The sequence below is a fragment of the Ensifer sp. KUDG1 genome, assembly GCF_050434285.1.
Taxonomy (GTDB): domain Bacteria; phylum Pseudomonadota; class Alphaproteobacteria; order Rhizobiales; family Rhizobiaceae; genus Ensifer.
This window is the reverse complement of record NZ_JBNDIG010000004.1, coordinates 330,218-351,798: the sequence shown is the minus strand read 5'-3', so window position 1 is coordinate 351,798 and position 21,581 is coordinate 330,218. Positions and strand designations below refer to the sequence as shown.

Annotated in this window: 17 protein-coding genes; 12 read left to right on the top strand and 5 right to left on the bottom strand. The window is 62.6% G+C overall.

Annotated elements, in window-relative coordinates; translation table 11 throughout:
* The first annotated feature begins 102 nt into the window (after nucleotides 1-102).
* The 5 genes from M2267_RS14120 to M2267_RS14100 are packed head-to-tail and all read left to right on the top strand — an operon-like array spanning nucleotide 103 to nucleotide 4,178.
* Complete coding sequence (locus M2267_RS14120) at nucleotides 103-1,119, top strand: ABC transporter substrate-binding protein (RefSeq protein WP_429115064.1); 1,017 nt, start codon at nucleotides 103-105, stop codon at nucleotides 1,117-1,119.
* Nucleotides 1,116-2,168 carry a FecCD family ABC transporter permease gene (locus M2267_RS14115; RefSeq protein ID WP_402326148.1) on the top strand — a complete coding sequence of 351 codons (1,053 nt, stop codon included), beginning with the start codon at nucleotides 1,116-1,118 and terminating at the stop codon, nucleotides 2,166-2,168. The genes M2267_RS14120 and M2267_RS14115 overlap by 4 nt, the downstream gene beginning before the upstream one ends.
* Nucleotides 2,165-2,926: an ABC transporter ATP-binding protein gene (locus M2267_RS14110; RefSeq protein ID WP_043612076.1), complete on the top strand. Its 762-nt coding sequence runs from the start codon at nucleotides 2,165-2,167 to the stop codon at nucleotides 2,924-2,926. Before M2267_RS14115 ends, M2267_RS14110 begins: the two co-directional genes overlap by 4 nt.
* Nucleotides 2,927-2,937: 11 nt before the next feature.
* Nucleotides 2,938-3,375, top strand: a complete 438-nt coding sequence (locus M2267_RS14105) for a pseudoazurin (RefSeq protein WP_429115063.1) — start codon at nucleotides 2,938-2,940, stop codon at nucleotides 3,373-3,375.
* The gene (locus M2267_RS14100) at nucleotides 3,372-4,178 is read left to right on the top strand and encodes a class I SAM-dependent methyltransferase (RefSeq protein ID WP_429115062.1); all 807 of its coding nucleotides are present in this window, start codon (nucleotides 3,372-3,374) and stop codon (nucleotides 4,176-4,178) included. Before M2267_RS14105 ends, M2267_RS14100 begins: the two co-directional genes overlap by 4 nt.
* 31 nt (nucleotides 4,179-4,209) lie before the next feature.
* Here the strand turns inward: M2267_RS14100 and M2267_RS14095 are convergent, their stop codons facing one another.
* The 3 genes from M2267_RS14095 to M2267_RS14085 form a co-directional block, all read right to left on the bottom strand.
* Entirely contained in the window at nucleotides 4,210-4,827 is a 618-nt protein-coding gene (locus tag M2267_RS14095; RefSeq protein ID WP_429115061.1) for a ParB-like protein, read from the bottom strand.
* Complete coding sequence (locus M2267_RS14090) at nucleotides 4,824-6,449, bottom strand: SulP family inorganic anion transporter (protein WP_429115060.1); 1,626 nt, start codon at nucleotides 6,447-6,449, stop codon at nucleotides 4,824-4,826. The genes M2267_RS14095 and M2267_RS14090 overlap by 4 nt, the downstream gene beginning before the upstream one ends.
* A gap of 90 nt (nucleotides 6,450-6,539) precedes the next feature.
* Nucleotides 6,540-11,435 (bottom strand): putative Ig domain-containing protein, encoded by a 4,896-nt coding sequence (locus M2267_RS14085; protein WP_429115059.1) that lies wholly within the window; start codon nucleotides 11,433-11,435, stop codon nucleotides 6,540-6,542.
* Nucleotides 11,436-12,148: 713 nt separating this feature from the next.
* Between M2267_RS14085 and M2267_RS14080 the strand changes: the two genes are divergently transcribed.
* The 7 genes from M2267_RS14080 (at nucleotide 12,149) to M2267_RS14050 (ending at nucleotide 20,738) form a co-directional block, all read left to right on the top strand.
* On the top strand, nucleotides 12,149-13,042 hold the full coding sequence (locus M2267_RS14080; protein WP_429115123.1) for a helix-turn-helix transcriptional regulator: 894 nt from the start codon (nucleotides 12,149-12,151) through the stop codon (nucleotides 13,040-13,042).
* A 128-nt stretch (nucleotides 13,043-13,170) separates the two neighbouring features.
* Entirely contained in the window at nucleotides 13,171-15,285 is a 2,115-nt protein-coding gene (locus M2267_RS14075) for a carboxy terminal-processing peptidase (RefSeq protein WP_429115058.1), read from the top strand.
* Between the two features lie 343 nt (nucleotides 15,286-15,628).
* Nucleotides 15,629-16,480: an AraC family transcriptional regulator gene (locus M2267_RS14070; protein WP_429115057.1), complete on the top strand. Its 852-nt coding sequence runs from the start codon at nucleotides 15,629-15,631 to the stop codon at nucleotides 16,478-16,480.
* Entirely contained in the window at nucleotides 16,477-16,899 is a 423-nt protein-coding gene (locus tag M2267_RS14065; RefSeq protein WP_429115056.1) for a DUF1801 domain-containing protein, read from the top strand. Before M2267_RS14070 ends, M2267_RS14065 begins: the two co-directional genes overlap by 4 nt.
* A gap of 351 nt (nucleotides 16,900-17,250) precedes the next feature.
* Nucleotides 17,251-18,252: a DUF3313 domain-containing protein gene (locus M2267_RS14060; protein WP_429115055.1), complete on the top strand. Its 1,002-nt coding sequence runs from the start codon at nucleotides 17,251-17,253 to the stop codon at nucleotides 18,250-18,252.
* 432 nt (nucleotides 18,253-18,684) lie between these two features.
* Nucleotides 18,685-19,356 carry a response regulator transcription factor gene (locus M2267_RS14055; RefSeq protein ID WP_429115054.1) on the top strand — a complete coding sequence of 224 codons (672 nt, stop codon included), beginning with the start codon at nucleotides 18,685-18,687 and terminating at the stop codon, nucleotides 19,354-19,356.
* A complete protein-coding gene (locus M2267_RS14050; protein WP_429115053.1) occupies nucleotides 19,353-20,738 on the top strand; it encodes a sensor histidine kinase in 1,386 nt (461 codons plus the stop codon). Before M2267_RS14055 ends, M2267_RS14050 begins: the two co-directional genes overlap by 4 nt.
* A gap of 47 nt (nucleotides 20,739-20,785) precedes the next feature.
* Here the strand turns inward: M2267_RS14050 and M2267_RS14045 are convergent, their stop codons facing one another.
* Both M2267_RS14045 and M2267_RS14040 read right to left on the bottom strand, forming a co-directional pair.
* Nucleotides 20,786-21,304: an RNA polymerase sigma factor gene (locus M2267_RS14045; protein WP_429115052.1), complete on the bottom strand. Its 519-nt coding sequence runs from the start codon at nucleotides 21,302-21,304 to the stop codon at nucleotides 20,786-20,788.
* The gene (locus M2267_RS14040) at nucleotides 21,301-21,489 is read right to left on the bottom strand and encodes a YgaP family membrane protein (protein ID WP_429115122.1); all 189 of its coding nucleotides are present in this window, start codon (nucleotides 21,487-21,489) and stop codon (nucleotides 21,301-21,303) included. The genes M2267_RS14045 and M2267_RS14040 overlap by 4 nt, the downstream gene beginning before the upstream one ends.
* Between the last annotated feature and the right edge of the window lie 92 nt (nucleotides 21,490-21,581).

The following is a 21,581-nucleotide window of genomic DNA, read 5'->3' as shown; positions in this document are numbered from 1 at the left end:
ACAAGTGCCGGCTGTCGATGTTCTCTTGAACATCGGTTCGATCATTGCGTCCTGGCTCGTCCCCTCCGATCCGCGCGATCAACAGATCGGAGACAATGTGCCATGACCGCTTCGCGTTTCCTGCTTGCCGCCTCTGGCTTCGCCTTCTTCGCCACCGCCGCTGCTGCCGAACCCACCGCCTATCCGCTGACCCTGGACAATTGCGGCGAGACGATCACCTTCGACAAGGCGCCGGCGACCTCGGCGACCGTCGGGCAGGCGGCAACCGAGGTTCTCTATTCGCTCGGCCTCGGCGACAAGGTTACGGGTACGTCGGTCTGGTTCAATGACGTGCTGCCGGAATTTGCCGAGGTCAATGCCAAGGTTCCGCGCCTGGCGGACAACGACCCGAGCTTTGAAAGCCTCGTCGCCAAGAAACCGGGGCTCGTCGCCGTGCAGTTCGTCTGGCACGTCGGGCCCGAAGGGATTGTTGCGACCCGAACCCAGTTCCACGAAGTGGGAATTCCGACCTATGTCCTGCCGGCCGACTGCGTCGCCAAGGACAACTCGGTGGGTGTGGACGGCACGCGCAGCGCGCTCTTCTCGACTGCCAGCATCCATCAGGGCGTGCGTGAACTCGCGCAGATCTTCGATGTTCAAGACAAAGGCGAGGCATTCGTCGCAGAACTCGCCAAGCGTGAGGCCAACGCCATCGAGCAGGCCAAGGCGCTAAATTTGAAGGATGTGTCTGCGGCCTTCTGGTTCTCCAGCGCGGAGATGGACATCGATCCCTATGTGGCCGGCCGGAAGGGAGCGCCTGCCTACATGATGGACAAGCTCGGCATCCGCAACGTGGTCGGCTCGGACGAAGAATGGCCGGTCGTCGGTTGGGAAACGATCGCCAAGGCCAACCCCACCATGATCGTCATCGCCAAGATGGATCGCCGGCGCTTTCCGGCCGACGACTACCTGAAGAAGATCGAGTTCCTGAAGACCGATCCGGTTGCCAGCCAGATGGATGCGGTGAAGAACAACCGCATCGTCGTCATGGATGCGCACGCGATGGACGCCACGATCAGAACGGTCGCCGGCATCGAAGTTCTCTCCGCTGCGCTTAAGGATTTCGGGTTGGCGAAGTGAAGACCGGCCTCTCGCGGCGCGCCCCTGCTTCCCGGCTTGGCCGGGCAGCCACGGGGACATTGGCTCTGTTTGCCGCCGTTCTTGCCGGAACCTGCATCGGCGAAACGCCGATACCCGTCTTGACGGTTCTCCAGACCTTGGCGAACAAGATTTTCGGCGCGACCTATGGGCTCGATCCCATCGATGTCGGGATCATCTGGAACTACCGCCTGCCGCGGGCGATCGTTGCCGCCTGCTGCGGGGCGGGCCTCGCGGTTTCGGGCATGGTGCTCCAGTCCCTCCTGCGCAACGCCCTGGCGGATCCCTATCTTCTCGGCATCTCCGCCGGCGCCTCGACCGGCGCCGTGGCCGTCACTGTCGCAGGCCTCGGCGCCGGCGCGGTCTCCATGTCGCTCGGCGCCTTTGTCGGTGCCGTGACAGCTTTCCTCATGGTGGCGATCCTCGCTCGTGCCGCCGGTGGCGGGGTCACCCTGCGCGGAACAGGGCAGATCGTGCTTGCCGGCATCGCCGGATCGCAACTGTTCAACGCACTGACGTCTTTCATCATCACCAAGTCGGCCAACGCGGAGCAGGCGCGGGGCATCATGTTCTGGCTGCTCGGCAACCTCAGCGGTGCGCGATGGCCGGACGTCTGGCTGGCCGTGCCCGTGGCCCTTGTCGGGCTCGGGGCCTGCATCTGGTACGCCCGTGCGCTCGACGCCTTTTCCTTCGGGGCGGAGTCCGCCGCGTCGCTCGGCGTGCCCGTGCGGGTCGTCCAGGTGGTGCTGATCGGCCTTACCGCGCTGGTCACGGCCGTGATGGTCAGCATTGTCGGCTCCATCGGCTTCGTCGGGCTCGTGATACCGCATGCGGCCCGTTTCCTGGTTGGTGTGCGTCATGGCCGGCTCGGCCCGGCAACCGCCCTCATCGGGGCGGTCTTTCTGATCGCGGCGGATATCCTGTCGCGGACGATCGTTCCTGGCCAGGTGCTGCCGATCGGCGTGATCACCGCCCTGGTTGGGGCACCGGCCTTTGCCCTGATCCTTATCCGCGGGAGGCGCCGATCATGATCCTGGAAGCACGCGACCTCGGCTGGTCCGTCCGCGGCAAGGCGATCGTTTCCCACGTCGATCTCGCCGTGCGGCAGGGAGAGACACTCGGCCTTGTCGGCCCCAACGGCTCCGGCAAATCGACCTTGATGCGGCTGCTGGCCGGCATCGTCCGGTCGACGTCGGGCGAGGTGCGGATCAACGGGCAGATGCTGCACGCCATGCCACGCCGCCAGGCTGCCCAGTTGATCGCCTTCCTCGAGCAGCAAGCCGAGACGACGGAAGCGATCTCGGTTCGCGATGCGGTCGAACTTGGCCGCACGCCCTGGCTCACGCCGCTGCAGCCCTGGTCGGCCGAAGACGACCGGATTGTCAGGCAAGCGCTCGACGATACCGATATGGCGGGCTTCGAAAACCGTTCATGGGCAACACTTTCCGGCGGGGAACGCCAGCGGGTTCACCTGGCGCGGGCCTTGGCGCAACAGCCGCAGGTCCTGTTGCTCGACGAGCCGACAAATCACCTGGATATCCAGCACCAGCTTTCGATCCTGAAGCTGGTGGCTGACCTGCCGATAACCTCCGTCGTCGCCTTACACGATCTCAACCAGGCCTTTGGCTGCGACCGCGTCGGCATGATGTCCGCCGGCCGGCTGGTGGCGCTGGGGCCGCCGCGTGAAGTCCTGACCGTCGAACGGATCGCCGCCGTCTTCGGTGTTCGTGCGAGCATCGTCGTCGACCCCGAGGACGGAACCTCCATCTTTCGCTTTCATTCAGCCTAGCAAGGATTTACATGCGCGCGCTTCTCCTCGGATTGTCCCTGTTTCTCACCGCTTTTCAGTTCGCCCAAGCAGAAATGCACGAGGTGAAGATGCTCAACCGAAACGCTTCGGGACCGATGGTCTATGAGCCGGACTTCCTCCAGATCGCCCCCGGCGACACGGTGAAATTCATCGCTGCCACCAGCGGCCACAACGCGGCGACCGTCGACGGCATGGTTCCCGAAGGTACCGCTGGTTTCAAGGGCGGGATCAACGAGGAGATCGAGGTCACGCTCGACGCGGAGGGGTTCTACGGGATCAAGTGCTCGCCCCATTTCGCGATGGGAATGGTGATGGTGATCCGCGTCGGCGATGCGAAGGTCGACACAGGCTTTGCGGCGGCCAAGGTTCCGGCCCGGGCGCGCAAGCGGTTTGACGAGATCCTTGCCAGGAACGGTTTCGGAAAGTGACGAACGACACCGAAGAAGGGGCAGGGCGCGCGAATTTTCATCTGAAGGAAGCGATCCGCAGCTACTGGTCGGAGCGCGCGAGAACCTTCGACCTCGCTTTCGGCCACGGCATCCTTTCCGCAGCCGAGTTTTCCGCCTGGCAGGAACCGATCCGCACCGCCCTTGGCGTGAAGCCGCTGCGCGTGCTTGAACTCGCCTGCGGCACGGGCGAGGTCACAAGGCTCATCCACGATCTCGGTCACGAGGTTACGGCGCTGGACTTCTCCGAAGCGATGCTTTCCGTCGCCAAGGCGAAACACGCCGGGAAACCGCGGCTGCGCTTCATCCTTGCCGATGCCGAAAACACCATGGAGCCGGACGCGGCCTATGACGCGATCGTTTGTCGCCACCTCGTCTGGACGCTTACCGCGCCCGAGGCGACCTTTCGCGAGTGGCACCGGCTGCTGCGACCGTGTGGGAAGCTGGTGATCTATGACGGGGACTGGGCGAAGCCTTCTCCGATCGGACGTCTCGCCGAACGCCTGGTGGCCTTGATCGACAGGTTTTCCGGGCCCGATCCCTATTACGACGGGTCGTTGAGCCAACGCCATGCCGAGATCATGCGTGCCCTGCCTTTCGGTCGCGGGCTGCGGTTCGAGCAGCTTTCCGGTCTGTTGGAGGAGGCGGGCTTCAAAGGGATCGAGAAAATGTCCCATGCGCCGGTCGCTCGTGCCCAGCGCAAGTCGGCCAACCTGCGAAACTGCCTCCGCACCTTCGTCTACAGGCGCTTCATCCTGACCGCACATTCATCGGCTGCGCGCTAGACCCCAGTGCCCTGAACCGCGAGGCGCCGGTTCAATCGGTGACGCCGCACCAACCCGGCAGGAAGCTGGCGGATTTGCCGTGGGCAAGATCGAGCACGTCGTGCACGGCCTTGTTGATGTCATTGGCGATGCGTTTTGCATCGATGCGCGAGCGCAAGAAGTTTGCCCACATGAACTCGCTGTAGGGCGTTGCGTCCTTGGCGTAACCGCCGGCGCGGCGGAGCGCGCCGGCAAGCGACCGGTAGGGATCGTCGACGAGGCCGGCGATCGTGCGCGGCAGGTCCTGGTGCGATCGCCGCAGGCCCTGTGCGTCGAACGGATACATCCAGTGGCGGTGGTCCATGACCGACCAGAACTCGTCCTTGGACAGGTGGCTGAGATCGAACACGATGCTGGTCAGCACATGCGCGACGCCTTCCTCGTGCAGGGCGCGCACGAGATGATGATGGTCGACCAGATACGGTCGCTCCTTCGGGCCGAGCACGACCGGTACCATATGATGTCCCAGGAATTCCGCGCCATGCCGCTTGGCAGTCTTGCGCCATTCCCGTCGTTTTTCAGTGACTTCGAGGAAGCCGACGGTGATCTGGGTCGGGCGAAGTTCGGCGATGTCGATCGGTTGCAGTTGCGGCTCATAGTTTGGGGTCATCGAACGGCTCCGGGCAGGGACGCGGTCGTTTCGGGTTGGGAGGCGGCAGCTACGGCATCATCGACGCTGTAGCTGAGATAAGTGAGAAGCGGGGGAGCGGCCAGGGCGATCATGTCGCGGACCCGGTCATGCACCCGTGCATAATAGAGGTGCTTGCCCTGGGCGCGCACAAGCGTGTCGAATTCGATCAGCGCATCGAGCGCGGTGCTGTCGAGGTCGAAGCTTTCCTCGAGGCTGAGGATGACGGCGCGTGCGGTCTGGTCGTGGCCGATCCGTGCGGCCGTCTCGGTCAGGATGGCATCCGCATTGGCAAAGAACAGAGGTTGCGCCGGACGCCAGATGGCGATGCCCGGCATCGTTTGCGCGTCCGCGTGGCGGGCGATGTCGACGAAGTCATGGCCTTGTCCCAGGCGACCAAGGGAGGCGACATAGGGTGTGGCCAGCCTGTGCAGCAAGACGGCGAGCGAAAGTGCGACAGCAATGGTGATGCCGTTGACGACGCCGAAGGCGATGACCCCGACTGCCGCTGCCAGGGCGATGACAACGTCGTGTTTCAGTTTCCACAGCCGCAAAAGCGGCCGAGGATCGAGCGCATGCGCCAGGGCGGCAATGACGACGGCAGAAAGGACCGGCTCGGGAAGGCTTTGAAGCAGATCGGCGCCAAGGACGACGAGCAGCGCAAGGCCGACTGCGGCGACGAGCGCCGTCATCCGGGTTTGCGCACCAGCAGCCTCGGCCGCGGAGCCCGCCGAAAAACCGGCGCCGACGGGCATGCCCTGCGTGATGGCAGAGGCGGCATTGGCAGCGCCGAGCGCCAGCAGTTCTCGATTGGCCGTCACGCTTTCGCCGTGACGCAATGAAAGCGACCGGATCGTGCCCCAGGATTCGGCAAAGAGGATGAGAACGAGCGGCAAGGTGTAGGGAACAAGCTGCCGGATCTGGCTCCATTCGACGAGCGAGAGCGACGGCAAGGTCATCGAGATCGACAACGGCCCGACCACCGCCACGCCGTGGCCCGCAAAGTCCAGCAGCCTGGAAGCCAGGATGCCGGCGCAAAGCACCAGAAAAGCGCCGGGAAGAAACGGAGCGCGCCGCAGCAACAGGAGGGCGGCAAGGGCCGCGACGCCGACGGCGATGCTCACCATGTTCCACCGGGGCAGCGCCGCAAAAAGCCCGGCGATCTGGCGGATGATGTCGGTTGCCGGCACCTCGATGCCGGTAACGGTGGGCAATTGCCTGACGATGATGGTGACCGCCAGGCCGAAGGCGAAGCCACGAAGAACGGGGCGGGAGATGAAGCTTGCGAGGTTCCCAAGCCGCAGCAGGGAGGCCGCGACGAAGAGCAGACCCGTCAGCGCCACCATCACCGTTACCAGTGCCATCTTGTCCGCCGTCGAACCGGGCAGCGCCGCGATCGTCGCCGCAAGAATGGCGGCGGACGACGATGTCGGGGATACGATGGCAAAACGGCTGCGGCCGAGGATGGAATAGGTCAGGCAACCGACGATAGCCGCGACGACGGCGTGCTGCGGTGGCAGGCCGGCGATACCGGCATAGGCAACAGCTTCGGGCAGCATCAATCCGGCGACGGACAGACCCGCAATCCAGTCCCTGTTGCCCACGCTCGTTGCAACCTTTCTCCTGCTGCCCGCCAGAGAATCTAGCGGATTGCCAGGCGAAATCCATAGCGCGCCCGGGGACGCCGCCCAGCATCAAAACTGCCGGGAGGCCCTGGCGCGTCCGCCCACGGATTTCTCCCCGTCTTCGCCGACGTTGAGGAGCAGGCCGAGATCGAGCAGCCATAAATCGGCGGTTGCCAGCGAGATCCCCGCCGTCAGATTGCCGAACAGGCCGGAGCCGTCGAGCCCGGAATAGCCGGCCGTCGCGCCGAGCTTCGGCGTCAGCGTAGATCCGTTTTCGAGCAGGAAAGACCGTTCGACCTCGGCGCCGAGGCTTACCCGGAACTGCTCTTGGTCGAAGCCGTCGATGGTGATCCTGTCGCCGGCGCTGTTGTGCACGGTGTAGTCGTCGACCGTTTCGGAGAAGTAGACGGCGCGCAGCTTCGGCGTCAGCACGGTCGATGGATCGAGATCCCACTGACCCTCGATCGCCGTGTCGATCATCCATCGCGTCGTGTCGAACGTGCCGTCCCAGAAGGCGGTGTCGATGTCGTTGGCCGAGCCGCCGTAGAGCAGGCTCGTATCCCAGAACACGCCTTTGCCGAGTTCCAGCGATGCATAGGGGCCGGCGAGCCAGCCGTTTCCCGTCAGTTCTGCATCGGCGTCGGTCGGGTCCGTCATCCGGTCGTAGTGGAAGGACAGGCCGACCAGCGCCTTTTCCGACAGCAGGTAGTCGGCGCCGACGTTGAGCATTGCGAAGCTGCCCCACTTGCCGTCGTTCTCGTCGCGGCTATGCGCCAGGAAAGCGAGGTCGACCCAGGCATTGAAGGCCCTTGGCTGAGCGTCGGAGATGCCGTCGGCGGCATCCCGCGCGGCGTCGAGCTGCGCCAGGCTGGTGCTGAGGTTCGCGGTCATGCCATCTTCGGACGGCGACATTCGCGCCGTGATCGTATCGGTCGCCCGCTCCAACTGGCGCCGGTCCAGGAGACCTGGAACAAAGATGCCTGTCGCGATGAGGTCTTGCCGGGTGGCGACAAAGCCCCGCACGAGGGCGTCGATATCTTCCGCCACCTGCTGTGCACCGAAGGAAAGATTGTAGGTGATGGTGCCGGTGTTCGAGACGCCGAGCGCACTGGTCAGGCGGTAACCCACCCTTGCCTTGCCGGAAAAGGCAGGGTTCGGCGTGAACTGCAGGTACCATCCGACTGGTGTGCCGACCGGCCCGGCCTGCGCGAGCTGGCCACGAATGATCGCCGCCGTACCGGCGCTCGCCGGCTCGACGAAGCTCAGCTGCGCTTCGGTGAAAGGCCCGCCGGTTGCGCCGCGGTTGAGGTAGACGTCGGCTGGCGTCGCGCCGGCTGGAACGTCGATCACCTTGTCGCCAACGGTGATCTCAGGCGGTGTGACCGTCAATCTATATGTCTCGGTTCCGGTCGCGCCGTTGCCGTCCTCCGCCCGGATCGAGAAGGCGTATTCGCCTTCGCTCCTGGGGCCAAGCGGTCCGGTCAGTTCACCGGTCGAGACGTTGAGGACCATGCCGTCAGGCAGTGCGCCCGACGCGATCCTGTAGAGCATCGGCGCCCGTCCACCCACGGCGGTGAATTGCTGCCGGTAATCTTCGCCGGCCATGGCATTGGCAAGACTTCCGCCAGCTGGCGTAAAGGTGAAGGCCGGCGCGCTCACGGTGATCGTCACCGTCGCCGCGGTGGATGTGCCGGCGGCGTTGCTTGCGGTGTAGGTGAAGCTGTCCGAACCGGAATAGTCGGCAGCCGGCGTGTAGCTGATCGTCGTTCCCGTGCCGCTTGCGGTGCCATGGGACGGTTGCGAAGCAACCGCAACGCTGTCGGCCGGATCGCCGGTGATGTTGAGCGGGATCGCATTGCCCGAGGATTTGGCCGCAACCGTTACGGAAACGGCATGGACGATCGGTGCACTGAGGGCCGGGACAATGGTCAGCGAATAGGCGGCTCCATCCGTTGCGCCATAGGCGTCAGTCGCGGCGATCGTAAACGCGTTGCTTCCGACCGCCGTCGGCGTGCCGGCCAACACGCCGGTTGCCCGATCGAGCGTCAGGCCGGCGGGAAGCGATCCTCCCGCAAGCGTGTAGCTATAGGGCGCCGACCCGCCGGAGGCGGTGATGGCCTGACTGTAGGCGACGCCGGTGGTGCCTCCGGGCAGCGCACCGGCGGCAGGGGTGAGAGCAACAACCGGAGAAGCTGCGGTCAGCGAATAGCTCGCCGTCGTCGATGCGCCGTAGGCGTCTGTCGCAGCGATTGTAAACGCGTTGCTTCCGGCCGCCGTCGGCGTGCCGGCCAACATGCCGGTTGCCCGATCGAGCGTCAGGCCGGCGGGAAGCGATCCTCCGGCAAGCGTGTAGCTATAGGGCGCCGACCCGCCGGATGCGGAGATGGCTTGGCTGTAGGCGACGCCGGTGGTACCCCCGGGCAGCGCACCGGCGGCAGGGGTGACAACGACAGTCGGAAACGTTGCGGTCAGCGAATAGCTCGCCGTCGTCGATGCGGCGTAGGCATCTGTCGCGGTCACCGTGAAGTTGGAGGTCCCGATGGTCGTCGGGGTGCCGCTGAGCGCGCCGGTTGGACCGTCCAGCGTCAGGCCTGCCGGCAAATGTCCCGCCGAGACGACATAGCTATAGGGAGCCGACCCGCCCGAGGCGGATATGGTCTGGTTGTAGGCAGCGCCGATGGTGGCGCCCGGCAAGGCGCCGGCTGAGGGGCTGAGATCGATGGTCGGAAACGCGACGGCTATCGTATAGGCTGCAGACGCCGAGGCGGAGTAGGCATCCGTTACGGTGACGGTGAAACTGGTGCTTTCTGATGCGGATGGCGTGCCGCTGATGACGCCGGTTAACGGCTCGAGCGTCAGGCCTGCCGGCAGTCTTCCAGCCGTAATGGCGTAGTTATAGGGGCCCGATCCACCGGATGCGGATAGGCTCAGGCTGTAGGCGATCCCGGTCGTGGCGTCGGGCAGGGCGCTTGCTGCCGGCGAAACGACGATCGTCGGATAGGACACGTTCAGTGCGTAGGCCGCGCTGGTCGATGCGCCATAGGCATCGGTCGCGGTAAGGGTGAAACTCGAGTTGCCGATGGTTGTCGGTGTGCCGCTGAGCGTGGCTGTCGCCGCATCGAAGGTGACGCCCGTCGGAAGTGTCCCCGCCGTCAGCGCGTAGGTATAGGGCGCCGACCCACCGGAGGTGGAGATGATCTGGCTGTAGGCAACGCCGGTCTTTCCGCCTGGAAGGGTGCCGGCTGCGGGCGCCATGGCGATCGTCGGATGCGCGACCTCGACGGCGTAGGTTGCATTGTGAGGGCAACCATAGACATCAGTCATGTCGACGGTGAAATCGTATGTGCCTGCCTGTGTCGGTGTCCCGGTGAGAGTGTTGGTTGCATGGTCGAATGTCAGCCCTGGTGGCCAGGAGCTCGAGCTGATGGTGAATGCTCCAATCCCCGATCCCGAAGCGGAAATGTTTTGGCTGTAGAGAACGCCCGTGAGCGCGCCTGACAGAAGGCTCCCGCTTGAGGGGGTGAAGGAGACCGTCTGACAGACGATGGTCAGAGAATAGTTGGCTTCTCCGGTTGCACCGTAGGCGTCGGTGGCCGTGATCCTGCTGTTGAAGGTGCCTGTTGCCGTCGCAACGCCGCTGAGCGTGCCGGTTGCCGGATCCAGGGAGATGCCGGGTGGCGGAGCGCCCGCGGTTATCTGGAACGTGTTAGGGGCCGTTCCGTTCGAGGCCGAAAAGCTCTGGCTGTAGGGCCGCCCGGCCACGCCGCCAGGAATGCGGCCCGGAGAGGGTGTCAGCTCAAGGGTCGGCCGTGTCACGGTGATCGAGACAGTTGCAGCCACCGAGGTTCCCGACAGGTTGGTGGCGGTGTAGGTGAAGCTGTCGGTTCCGGAATAACCTGCTGTTGGGGTATAGGCAATCGTGGCGCCCGAAACGCTTGTCGTTCCATGACTTGGACTGGCGCCGATCGCCACGCTGTCGGGAACACCTCCGGTGATGTTCAGTGTGATCATGTTGGCCGACGAGTTCGCGGCGACGGTTGCCGAAACGGCGTTGGCGGTTGCCGGCGCAATATAGGTGTACTGATCCGCCGCCAGGGTCGCGCTTGTGCCGCTGGGGGTGGTGACCGTAACATCGTATGTACCGGCGGCATTGACGGGCGCCGTCGCGGTAATCGAGGTCGGGCTGGTCACCGTGAAGCTCGCTGCCGACGCTCCGAACCGGACTGCGGTTGCGCCGGTGAAGTCGGTACCGGTCACGGTAACACGTGTGCCGCCGGCCGTCGGACCGCTTGCGGGGCTGACACCCGTCACTGTCGGCGGCGGCACGACAGTCAACGCGGCGTTGTTTGAGGCTGCAGTCGGCGTGCAGGCGCCAACGGCGATGACGCGATACATGTAGCCGCTCATGCCGCTCGTTGCGCCAGAAATGGTCAACGTGGCCGTAGTCGCGCCGGAATAGAGAGCGTTGTTGGAGATGCTGTTGAAGCCGGCTCCCTGGTCCACCTGCCATTGATAGCCCGTGGCACTGCTCGCCGTCGCACTGAAGGTGGTGTTGCCTCCGACCGGGATCGTCGACGCCGACGGCTGCCCGGTGATCCGCGGGCCACTGCGAACCGCGAGCGCTGCGGGATCGGATGTGGCGTCTGGCGAGGCAGAACCGGTTACGATCGCGCGATAGAGATAACCGCTCAAACCAGCCGTCGCAGCGGTGATCGTGAGGGTCGATGTCGTTGCGCCCGCATACTGCCCGCTGTTGCTGATATTCGCGAATCCGGCCCCCTGGTCCACCTGCCACTGAAAGCCGGTGGCGTTGGACGCGCCGACGCTGAAGATGGTGTTGGCGCCGGCACAGATCGTCGAAGCGGTCGGCTGTGCCGTAATTGAGGGGGGCGCCGCCGCTCGGGCGCGATCGGGAAGTGTGACGACCGACGAGACGGCCAGAAGAATGATCGTGGTCGCCGGCAAGAAGCGTCTTAACGCTGCTCTCAAGTGGACGGATGCCTTTTTGGCGTGAACGCAAGGTGCCGCAAAAAGGCTGGACACCCTGGCGCGCAGAAAACCTGCGGCGCATGACGATGCGCCGCTTGCCATGAAATGCATGCCGACCCCACTTACTCCCTCACGGGAGTCCCCTCATTGGACGCCTCGTCCGCGTATCCGCGCATCGAGCCGCCGCCCCGTTGCAAAAAAATCGGTCCGGGCGAGTCCCTCATCGCCCTTCGCCTGTCCGTCGCAGGCCGGAGCCTCGCAAAGGACCGCCCCGCAATACCGCGTGCCGCATCGCCGCGCTTCTCATTGAGCGCAGAGGCGAAACTTTGAGGCCACCCACGACGACAGGTCCGATTCCGGCCGCAATCGGTGGAAATCAAGGGGTGCAAACCCGGGCAACGGCCGGTGAAGGTCGGTCAACGCGGTATCAGCCCGAAAATGGTGCATTCGCACTTGGCTGGCGAGCGGGGGCTTGCGGCCTCCCAAAGGCCTGTGGGGCATACCCTGGAGGTGATTCCGGGCGGCATCCTGCGGGCGCGGCGGGTCTCTTGATCTGGTTGCCGGCATCACGATAACAGTAGGGCCGCAGCCGGTCTGACTGGCGCTATCGGGGTGTGCGCCAGACCAACATGATTCGTTTCTCAACCGACGATATCGGCCCGGAAGACCGGTTCGATCAGTGGCGCGAAGTGCGCGGCAAGAGCCTTTTCGGCGTGACGATCGAGCTTGCTGCCGAGAAGCGTCGTGCCTTCAAGGGCGCGTTCCAGGCGCATCGCGTCGGCAGCGCCGTGACGTCGGAAATGCGCGCCTCGGCCTACCATGTCAGCCGGACCGAGGCAGACATCGCCCGCATCGCCGGCGACAGCCTCTGCATCGCCTTTCAGGTGAAGGGCGGGGGTCTTCTCGATACGGGAGGCGACCGCGTCCAGTCTTTCAAGGACGGTGACATGGCGATCAGCTATTCCGATCTGCCCTATCGCGCGACGCCGGGCGGTCATGACGAATTCCACTTCCGGGTGATCACCGTGCCGTTCGACCATGAGCTGATGCTCGGCGGGCATACGCGCGACCTGCTTGCCACCCGGTTCACCGAGACCGCATACGCGCGGCCGTTTCGGGCGCTTTTCAACGCAATCAGCGAAAGGCATGCTCATCTGGCCGAGCCTGACGCGGAGGTGGCGCATATCGCCAGGCTGGCGATCATGGCGCGCGGTCGGTTGGCGCCCGGCATGCCCGAAGTGCGCGCAGCCCTTCGTTCGGGCCTGCGCTATGCCGCCGAGGAGATCATGGCACGGGATAAACACCAGCAGAAACTGACGCCGGCAAAGGTCGCGCTCGAGCTCGGTATTTCCGTGCGCCAGCTGCATGTCGTGTTCGAACACGCGGAATTGACCTTTGCCCGCACGCTGGCATCGATGCGGATTTCAGAGGCCCGGCGGCTTCTCGTCGAGCGGCCCGCCTTGTCTGTCACCGAGGTCGCCTATGCCTGCGGATTCGATAGTCTTGCAACGTTTTATCGACTTTTCGCGGGCGCTTACGGGATGGCGCCGGGCGAGTTCCGGGCGTCTGGCTCGCTCCATTAGGTCCGGTTAGAAGCTTGCCTTGCCGGGAGGCCGGCGCCGACACCGGATCAATCCGGTTGCCAAAAAGCCATAATTGCTTCACCTAGATCCTCTTCGACACTCGGCATTAAGAATTGGGTCAACGCTGAATGCGCATTTCATACGTCTTCCTTGGTGCATTTCTTGCAGTCGCGCCGGCCGCCTATGCCGACGTTGCCTCGCCTCCTGTTCTGGAGCCGCTGAAGCAGCAGGCACAGGCCGCGCAGTTGAGCGCAAAATTTCTGACGCGTTATAGCTACAAGCCGGTTCCGCTCGACGACGCCCTGTCGGCCAAGATCATGGACAGCTTCGTCGACTCTCTCGATCCGGATCGCGGGCTCTTCCTGCAGGCAGACATCGACAGTTTCAAGCCTGACCGCAACGAGATCGACGATGCCATCAAGCACAAGGACCTGAAGATCCCGTTTGCGATCTTCAACGTCTACGGCAAGCGTGTTGTCGACCGCATGAATTACGCGCGCGAGCTGTTGAAGCAGGACTTCGATTTCACGAAGCAGGAGGATTACTCCGTGCTGCGGGACAAGGCGCCTTGGCCGCAGTCGGAAGCCGAGAGCAACGAACTGTGGCGCAAGCGCGTGAAGAGCGACTGGCTGCGGTTGAAGCTCAGCGGCAAGACCGATGCCGCCATCCGCGAAACGCTCGACAAGCGCTATGCCAATGCGCTCGAGCGCGCTTACAAGTATAAGAGCGACGACGTCTTCCAGTCGTTCATGAACGCCTACACGACCGCGGTCGACCCGCATACGGACTATTTCGGCGCCAGCGCCTCGGCCGATTTCGATATTGCGATGAAGCTTTCGCTGGTCGGCATCGGCGCGGTGCTACAGGAGCGCGACGACTACACGACGATCCGCGAACTCGTGCCCGGGGGGCCGGCGCAGCTGTCCGGCAAGCTTGCGGTCGGAGACCGCATCACCGGCGTTGGGCAGGGCCACGACGGCCCGATAAAGGAAGTGGTCGGCACGCGCATCGATGAAGTCGTGCAACTGATCCGGGGTAAAAAGGGATCGGTCGTGCGTCTGGACGTCCTGCCGGCGGATGCGGGAGCAGATGCCGCCCATCGCATCATCACCCTGGTGCGCGACAAGATCAGCCTCGAAAAGCAGGCGGCGCAGAAGACCGTCCTGTCCGTGAAGACGGGCGATGCCACGCGCAAGATCGGGGTGATCACCCTGCCGGCCTTCTACGAGGATTTCGAGGCCCGACGCAAAAGAGAGAAGGACTATCGCAGTGCAAGCCGCGACGTCGCAAAGCTTCTCGAAGAATTGAAACAGGAACAGGTCGACAGCGTGCTGATCGACGTGCGCAACAATGGCGGCGGTTCGCTGGACGAGGCGATTGCCCTGACCGGCCTGTTCATCGGCTCTGGTCCGGTCGTTCAGCAGCGCAGCAGCGACGGCAAGGTCGTGGTCTCAAGCTCGGAGTTTCCCGCGGCGATCTGGACGGGCCCTGTCGGCGTCCTGATCAACCGCGGCTCGGCGTCTGCCTCCGAAATTTTTGCCGCGGCGATCCAGGATTACGGTCGCGGTGTCGTCATCGGCGAACCCAGCTTCGGCAAGGGCACGGTTCAGACCGTCGTCGATCTCGACCAGATGGTTCGCAACAGCAAACCCGCATTCGGCGAACTCAAGGTGACGATCGCCCAGTTCTTCCGGGTCAATGGCGGCACCACGCAGCTGCACGGCGTAACGCCCGATATCAGCCTGCCGGGGCTTTCCGACCCGACGCGCTTCGGCGAGACGAGCTACGACAATGCCCTGCCGTGGTCGGAGATCAAGCCGGCAGACTATGCGCCCGCCAACACCGTCACTGCGCTGCTGCCCACGCTGCAAGGTCGTCATGATGCCCGTGTCGCAAGCGACCCGGAATTCCAGCGCCTGCTGGAAGACATCGCCGACATCAAGGCGCAGCGTGAAAAGGGCACTGTCTCCCTCAACGAAGCCGAACGTCGCAAGGAGATGAAGGATCGCGAAGCGCGGCTCAAGTCTCGGCAGGGAAGCGACGCGGACGATGCCGGTGACGACGATGGCCTGAACGCCGACGAGCGCAGCCTGAGTGCCGATATCGCCATGGAGAAAGCCCGCAAGAACGTAAAGGATGTCCTGCTGACGGAGGCGACGGCCATTCTTGCCGATGAGGCGGATCTGCAGGAAGGCGAATTGAAGGCGGTCACGCAGCCACCGGCAAGCGCGACCGGAAAATAATCTTCCCGGCCGATGGCCGCGGCGATGCGCAGGCACAAAAGGAAAGGCCGACAAAACATTCGTTTTGTCGGCCTTTTTGTTTCCTGCTTTGTCAGGCGTTCAGCCGTTGTGGTTCCCTGGCATGAGCGCGTCAGTATCTCTGCTGGATGGGCCGACCTGGGAGGCGCTCGAGTGTCTGGGCGAGCCAGGCTTCACCTCTATTGATTTGTACGACCGTCCTGTCTCTAAGTGAGGACATAGCGGCTCAACTCTCAGTATCGTTAGCCGTGTTTCATTTCCGCAGGATTTGCCTGCCCGTGCCGTGCAAGACTTTCTATGATTTCAAGCATGACAAGGGGGCCTTATGCGCAATCAGGAAAGCTACAACAAACGCCTCAACCGGGTCGTCGATTACGTCTATGCCCACCTTGAGGATGATCTTTCCTTCGATCGGCTGGCGGAAGTCGCTTGCCTTTCGCCCTATCACTGGAGCCGCATCTATTCGGCCATGCGCGGAGAAACCATTGTCGCGACGATCCGCAGGCTGAGGCTCCAGCGCGCTGCCGATCGGCTGGCCAATTCTGACCTCGAAATCGAAGCGGTCAGAGCGCGTGCCGGGTATAGCTCGACCGACACATTCGGGCGGGCTTTCAAGGGCGCCTTCGGCGTGAGCCCGGCCGCCTACCGTGAGGCAGGCTCGCACGCTGCCTTTAGGGCGGCGAATGCTGCCAGCGAAGCAGCCGCCTTTCCCGTCGTGGTGGAGCGCTTGCCGGAACGCCGCTGCGCCGGAATCGATCACATCGGTTCCTATATGGAAATCGACCACGCCATGGGTCGGCTCTTTGCCGAGCTTGTCGACCGCCATTCCCTGCCGGCAGAGCCCGCCATGCTCGGAGTGTTTTTCGACGATCCTGATCTTGGACCCGAGGCGGAGTTGCATTCGCGCGCCTGCCTGGCGGTGGCAACGTCCGTCACGATCGATGCGCCACTGGTGGAGACGGTTCTGCGCGGCGGGCCATATGCGAAGCTTCGTTACAAAGGATCCTATGCCGATATGCGCGGCGCCTATCGGTGGCTTCTGGGCGTATGGCTGCCTGCATCTGGTTATGAGCCGGACGATGCGCCGATCTTCGAATCCTATCTCAATGATCCACGCGAAGTGCCGCAAAACGAACTGCGCACCGATATTCACCTGCCCCTCAAGGCCGTGTCATGAAGGCGCCACCTCTCCCCCGACCCGTTGTCGAAGCGCTATCGCGCTACCCCGAACCGGTGCGAGCGCGGCTGTTGGAGATCCGTGAGATTGTATTTTCGGTAGCCGCAGAAACGAACGATATCGGCGCGCTCACCGAAACGCTCAAATGGGGCGAGCCGGCCTATCTCACCGAGGCAAGCAAGAGCGGGAGCACCATCAGGCTGGGCACCGCCAAATCGGCACCGGACAAATGCGCGGTGCTTTTCAACTGTAAAACAACGCTTGTTGAGACGTTCCGGGCCCATTTTGCCGATGACTTCGCATTCGAGGGCAATCGCGCCCTCATCGTGCCCGCTACGGGCGCTCTATCGCGCGAGCCACTGATGCTCTGTTTGCGCGCGGCCTTGACCTATCATCGGTCGAAGGCAGGGTTTCTGTAAGAGGTAGTGTCGGTGGCTTCCTGCTGCCGAAATGGATTCTCGCCGTCCGAGACATCTGACGCCCAGGATGGCGGGACGGTCATCAGTCCTGCCAGATGGGATCTGCTTGTCGTTTTGCGTTCGTGCCGCTGAGTTCCAAGTAAATCGAGCATGCACTCAGAAATAAGATGCTGAATACGATCAGCGTGCTAAAAAACATGAAGAGGTACATGAATATACTCCGGGTAAAAATCACTGTGCATCTTTGTCTTATTGCTCTCTTGCAGGAACATTACGCTGTCCGAGGGCTGATTTTCTGAATGCTGGATATCGAATTCAGGTGGACGTCAGTTTGCTCGATCTGAATTCGTAATGTTTTCACAAGGTGCAAAGCCCCAATCGGCGCTCGTTTTCGACAACGAGGGTTTCGGGCAAATGACGTGTGGTGAGACGAAGAACAGCGGCAAGCTGGCTAGAAAAAGGGCCCATGCGGCGGGCGGTCAGGGGATCGCAATACTGGTGCCGATCATGCTCGTTCTTGGCGGATGTACGACCGTTCCTTTGACGGAAGCCGGGACGCTGACTTCCTACAGCAACCTCAGCGCGCCCAAGGGGAAATTCGAAAAGAAAAGGGTCTACTTCAGCAAGGACGGCCTGAAGGACGTCAAGACCGTGAGCATCGCGCCGACGGCTTTGACCCCGGCTGCGCAAAAGCGTGTCGAGAAGCAGAAGGATCGCCTGCTTTTAACGAACGCGATCGACCGCGCGATTTGCATCACCATGAGCGAGAAGTATGAGATCGTCCCGTTCGGCACGCCCGCGGATCTGACGGTTCGAACGGCCGTTACGGACATCGTCCCGACCGAGCCGTCGGTCGCCGGCGCCGCCAAGGCGATTTCCATCGGCAGTTCGCTGGCTCTGCCGGTCGGCATACCGCGACTGCCCTTCGGGCTTGGCGGGCTCGCGGTCGAAGCGGAGGCCGTGGATCGAGACGGCAAGCAAAGGGCGGCGATCGTTTGGTCGAAGGGCGCCAACTCGTTTACAAGCGAAGCGCGCGTTTCGCCGGTTGGCGACGCCTACGACCTGGCCGGCGCGTTCGGCAAAGATTTCTCAAGAATGGTCGTCGCCGGCAAAGAACCCGGAAATTTCGATCTGCGCCTGCCGTCCGGCTACGACATTCGCACGTCGTTTGGCGGGAAACCGGGTTCTGCGATCTGCGAGAACTTCGGCCGTGCGCCGGGTGTCGTCGGCATGATCGGCGCCTCGATCGGCGCACCTCCGTCCTGGACGGACAAGGGAGGCAAGCTCCCCGTGACTGCGACAAATGTAGCTGTTTCTGCCGAAAAAACAAAGCCTTCCATTGGCAGCCGTTGAGGCGGACTGCACTTGCATCTCGTAACATTGTCACAAGGTGGCAGTGGGATCTAGGCACCCACAAGATGAGAAATAACCGAGGTCACTTTGCGTCTTTTTATTGCAACAGGCCTGCTGATCGTGCTGGCGGGATGCGAAACCGTAGAATACAAAAACCGCTGTGCGGAGTACGGATTCGTGCCGGGAACCGATGCTTACGCCAATTGCGTGCAACGTCTTGATATGTCCGATGAACGCCGCAGAGGACGCGATTACGATCCTCCGGTGTATGCTTACGATTAATACGCAGGGACGCCAGCTGTTTTAGAGAAAACTGTTTCAATTGGGCGACTGCGACATGACCTATGGCACGTTGTTTAGAGCTCTCTTTTGTTTCCTTTAAAAAAGCTTTGCGCCTTCAGAACTCAATTCTAGTCGATATTGGTAGGCAACATGCGAATTCTGATCGTAGAAGATGACCGTGAACTGGCGTCTTCGCTCAAGGCCATGCTGGAAGCCGCGATCGGGGTTGCGGACGTGTTTGAGACGCTTGCGGATGCCGAGGCGGCATTGCTTGCCTTCAAGTTCGATCTCATCGTCATCGACCGCAACCTTCCTGATGGTGACGGCCTTTCGCTGCTGCCGACGCTGCGGCAACTCCGCCCAAGGCCGGCGACGCTCGTTCTGACCGCATTGGACGATCCCATCGATATCGTGTCTGCGCTCGACAAGGGCGCAGACGAATATGTCGGCAAACCCTTCGAGCCGATGGAGCTGATTGCGCGGGCGCGCGCCGTGCTTCGCCGCTACAGCCTGGATGAAACCGGCTCCACGCAGTTCGGCAATCTGTCGTTCGATCTCGTCAACCGCTCCGCCATGATCGGTGAGAATGCACTGAGCGTGCCAAGGCGCGAACTCGCCGTTTTGGAAGCCCTGATCCGGCGAGCAGGCCGCGTCGTGCAGCGCGATAACCTGGAAGCTGCCGTCTACAACATCGATGAGGAGATCGAGTCCAACGTGCTCGATTCCCATGTCTCGCGGCTCCGCAAGCGGCTGCGTGAGGGCAACTGCAACGCAACGATCCGGACCATTCGCGGGATCGGCTATATGCTGGTGCAGGAATGATGAAACGTCAAAATTCGATCGCCTTTCCGGTGGCGACCGTGCTCGTTTTGGGCATGGTGCTGGTGATGGTGATCAGCACCGCACTCACCATCACGGTGTCCATGCTGATGGATGCGCAGAGCAGGAAACAGTTCGCACTCGACATCGTCGTCAAACTTCTCCAGGACGGAGTGAATTACGACCATACGGGGAAATTTGTTCTTGAGGTGGATGGGGTCATCGTCGAGAAGATCCTCGAGCTCTCCGAAGAGCAACCCGAGTTCTGGTATTTTCTCAGTGACGGAAAGCAAACGATCGTACATGGCACCGTGCCGGAGACGGCGCGAAACATCATCGAAACCACCTCTCCTCAGGTCTTTTCCTCTCAGTTTTATTATAAGAAGGGCGATGAGCAGTTTCTGGGTCTGCGAAAACTGAGCGCAGAAGATCCCCCCAAACTGGCTGTTATCGGCGGAGTGACATTTTCGAACGCTGAAACGCTGCTCCTGATCCTGCGCGAAATTTGGCCGCAGGGGCTCTATCACCTTCTGGGTATTGTTCTCGTCGCCACGACCACGATTGCTGTCTTCGCGGTCAAGCGCACCATCGCAATCCCGGTAAAAAGGGTTGTCGATTCCGCCGAGCAGATCGATGGTCTGCCCGGTGGTCGCCGGATATCGGACCGCGACACGCCCGTAGAACTGAAGCCGATGGTGGCCGCGTTCAACAACGCGCTCAGTTGCATCGACAACGCGTTCGAAGCGCAGCGACACTTTCTTGCCAATGCATCCCACGAGCTGCGGACGCCGCTGACCAAGCTGCGATTGAAGCTCGACCTCGTGCAGGACCCGGAGGTGAGGGAGGTCCTCGTTCGCGACACGGCGCGCCTTGGGTCGATCGTCACGACATCCTTGCAGCTGGCGCGTCTGTCCGGCCAGGCATTGACTTTCACCATGATAGATCTCGCAGCCATTGCGCGCGCGGTCATTGCTGAACATGTGCCCTTGGCGATGAAGCAAGGCATGGAGATCGAGCTCAAGGCGGACGGGCGGGTCATGGTCTCCGGTTCCGAGCCGGCTATCCGCGTGGCCCTCGATAATTTGATCATCAATGCAATGCGACACGCACGCGGGACGGAGGTGCTCATGGTCGAGGTTCTCCAAGCGCGAATCGTGCGCGTCACCGACGAAGGACCGGGGATCCCGGCTGCGGAGCGCGAGAAAATGCTGAAGCCGTTTGTGCGCGGGAACACCAACGCCGAGGGAACCGGCATGGGGCTGGCCATTGTTGCCCAGATCATGATGGCGCACGGCGGCTCCGTCGAACTCGCAGAAGCAGCGGCCGGCGGCCTGGTGGTAGATTTGGCGTTTCCGAAAATCGCCAAGGAGACTGCGGCAGCGTGATGTGCCTGGCTTTCCGGAGCTGACAACGCAGCAATCTTACTGAGTGGTCAGCCCGCCAAATATTCTCGTAGTAGCAGGCGTGCGCGGTGCAGCCGCGCCTTCACCGCCTGTCGCGAAAGATGAAGCGTCGTGGCGATCTCGTCGATCGTCATCTCCTGGAGGTCGCGCATCAGAGCGACGTCTCGATACTGCTGGGGCAGAGCCTCGAACGCCGCTGCAAGATCGAGACGCAACACGTGTTCCGGCCGTTGCACCAGGCTTGTTTCAAGCGCGTCTTCATCGATGTCGGCGACCAAACCGCTGCGTCTGGCGAGCCTCAGGCACTCCCGCCGGACCACGCTGAACAACCAGTTCGACAGGGTCGCGAGTGCCCGGATTGCGCCGACATGGCGCGACAGAAGCCAGAGCGCCTCCTGCGTCGCATCATCGACATCGGCGGTGCGGCAGGTTGCCCGGGCGTAGCGGCGAATGTCAGGCTGGGTCCGCTCGAGCAGCCGGACGATCGCATTGCGATCGCCGTGGCGGGCGGCTTCGAACGTTTCGGTCGTCACCGCCTTGGTGTTCATGGCTTGCTCCGATCGTGGAGCCCGGCAACGGCGCAGGCCGGGCAGTAGCCGATGAGGCCGGTGAGGACGAAGGTGAGGGCCGATACGCCCACCAGGAGGGCGATCCAACCACTCAGGAAACTGTATGCCAGTACAGCGGCACCGATCCCAAGGCCAATCCGCACTGTCTGCTGCGCTCTACCGATATTCTTGCGAAAAAATGGCCATGCAACACCTCCGATGCAAAACCGAGACCCGTCGTCTCAGTCATAAGAGGCGCCGAACCGGAAAAAGGATT

What these genes read in the sequence shown, in the direction of transcription:
- M2267_RS14055 (WP_429115054.1), top strand. Translation starts at nt 18,685, where the DNA reads ATGCGAATTCTGATCGTAGAAGATGACCGTGAACTGGCGTCTTCGCTC.
- M2267_RS14050 (WP_429115053.1), top strand. Translation starts at nt 19,353, where the DNA reads ATGATGAAACGTCAAAATTCGATCGCCTTTCCGGTGGCGACCGTGCTC.
- M2267_RS14065 (WP_429115056.1), top strand. Translation starts at nt 16,477, where the DNA reads ATGAAGGCGCCACCTCTCCCCCGACCCGTTGTCGAAGCGCTATCGCGC.
- M2267_RS14045 (WP_429115052.1), bottom strand. Translation starts at nt 21,304, where the DNA reads ATGAACACCAAGGCGGTGACGACCGAAACGTTCGAAGCCGCCCGCCAC.
- M2267_RS14060 (WP_429115055.1), top strand. Translation starts at nt 17,251, where the DNA reads ATGTTTTCACAAGGTGCAAAGCCCCAATCGGCGCTCGTTTTCGACAAC.
- M2267_RS14095 (WP_429115061.1), bottom strand. Translation starts at nt 4,827, where the DNA reads ATGACCCCAAACTATGAGCCGCAACTGCAACCGATCGACATCGCCGAA.
- M2267_RS14075 (WP_429115058.1), top strand. Translation starts at nt 13,171, where the DNA reads ATGCGCATTTCATACGTCTTCCTTGGTGCATTTCTTGCAGTCGCGCCG.
- M2267_RS14070 (WP_429115057.1), top strand. Translation starts at nt 15,629, where the DNA reads ATGCGCAATCAGGAAAGCTACAACAAACGCCTCAACCGGGTCGTCGAT.
- M2267_RS14105 (WP_429115063.1), top strand. Translation starts at nt 2,938, where the DNA reads ATGCGCGCGCTTCTCCTCGGATTGTCCCTGTTTCTCACCGCTTTTCAG.
- M2267_RS14110 (WP_043612076.1), top strand. Translation starts at nt 2,165, where the DNA reads ATGATCCTGGAAGCACGCGACCTCGGCTGGTCCGTCCGCGGCAAGGCG.
- M2267_RS14120 (WP_429115064.1), top strand. Translation starts at nt 103, where the DNA reads ATGACCGCTTCGCGTTTCCTGCTTGCCGCCTCTGGCTTCGCCTTCTTC.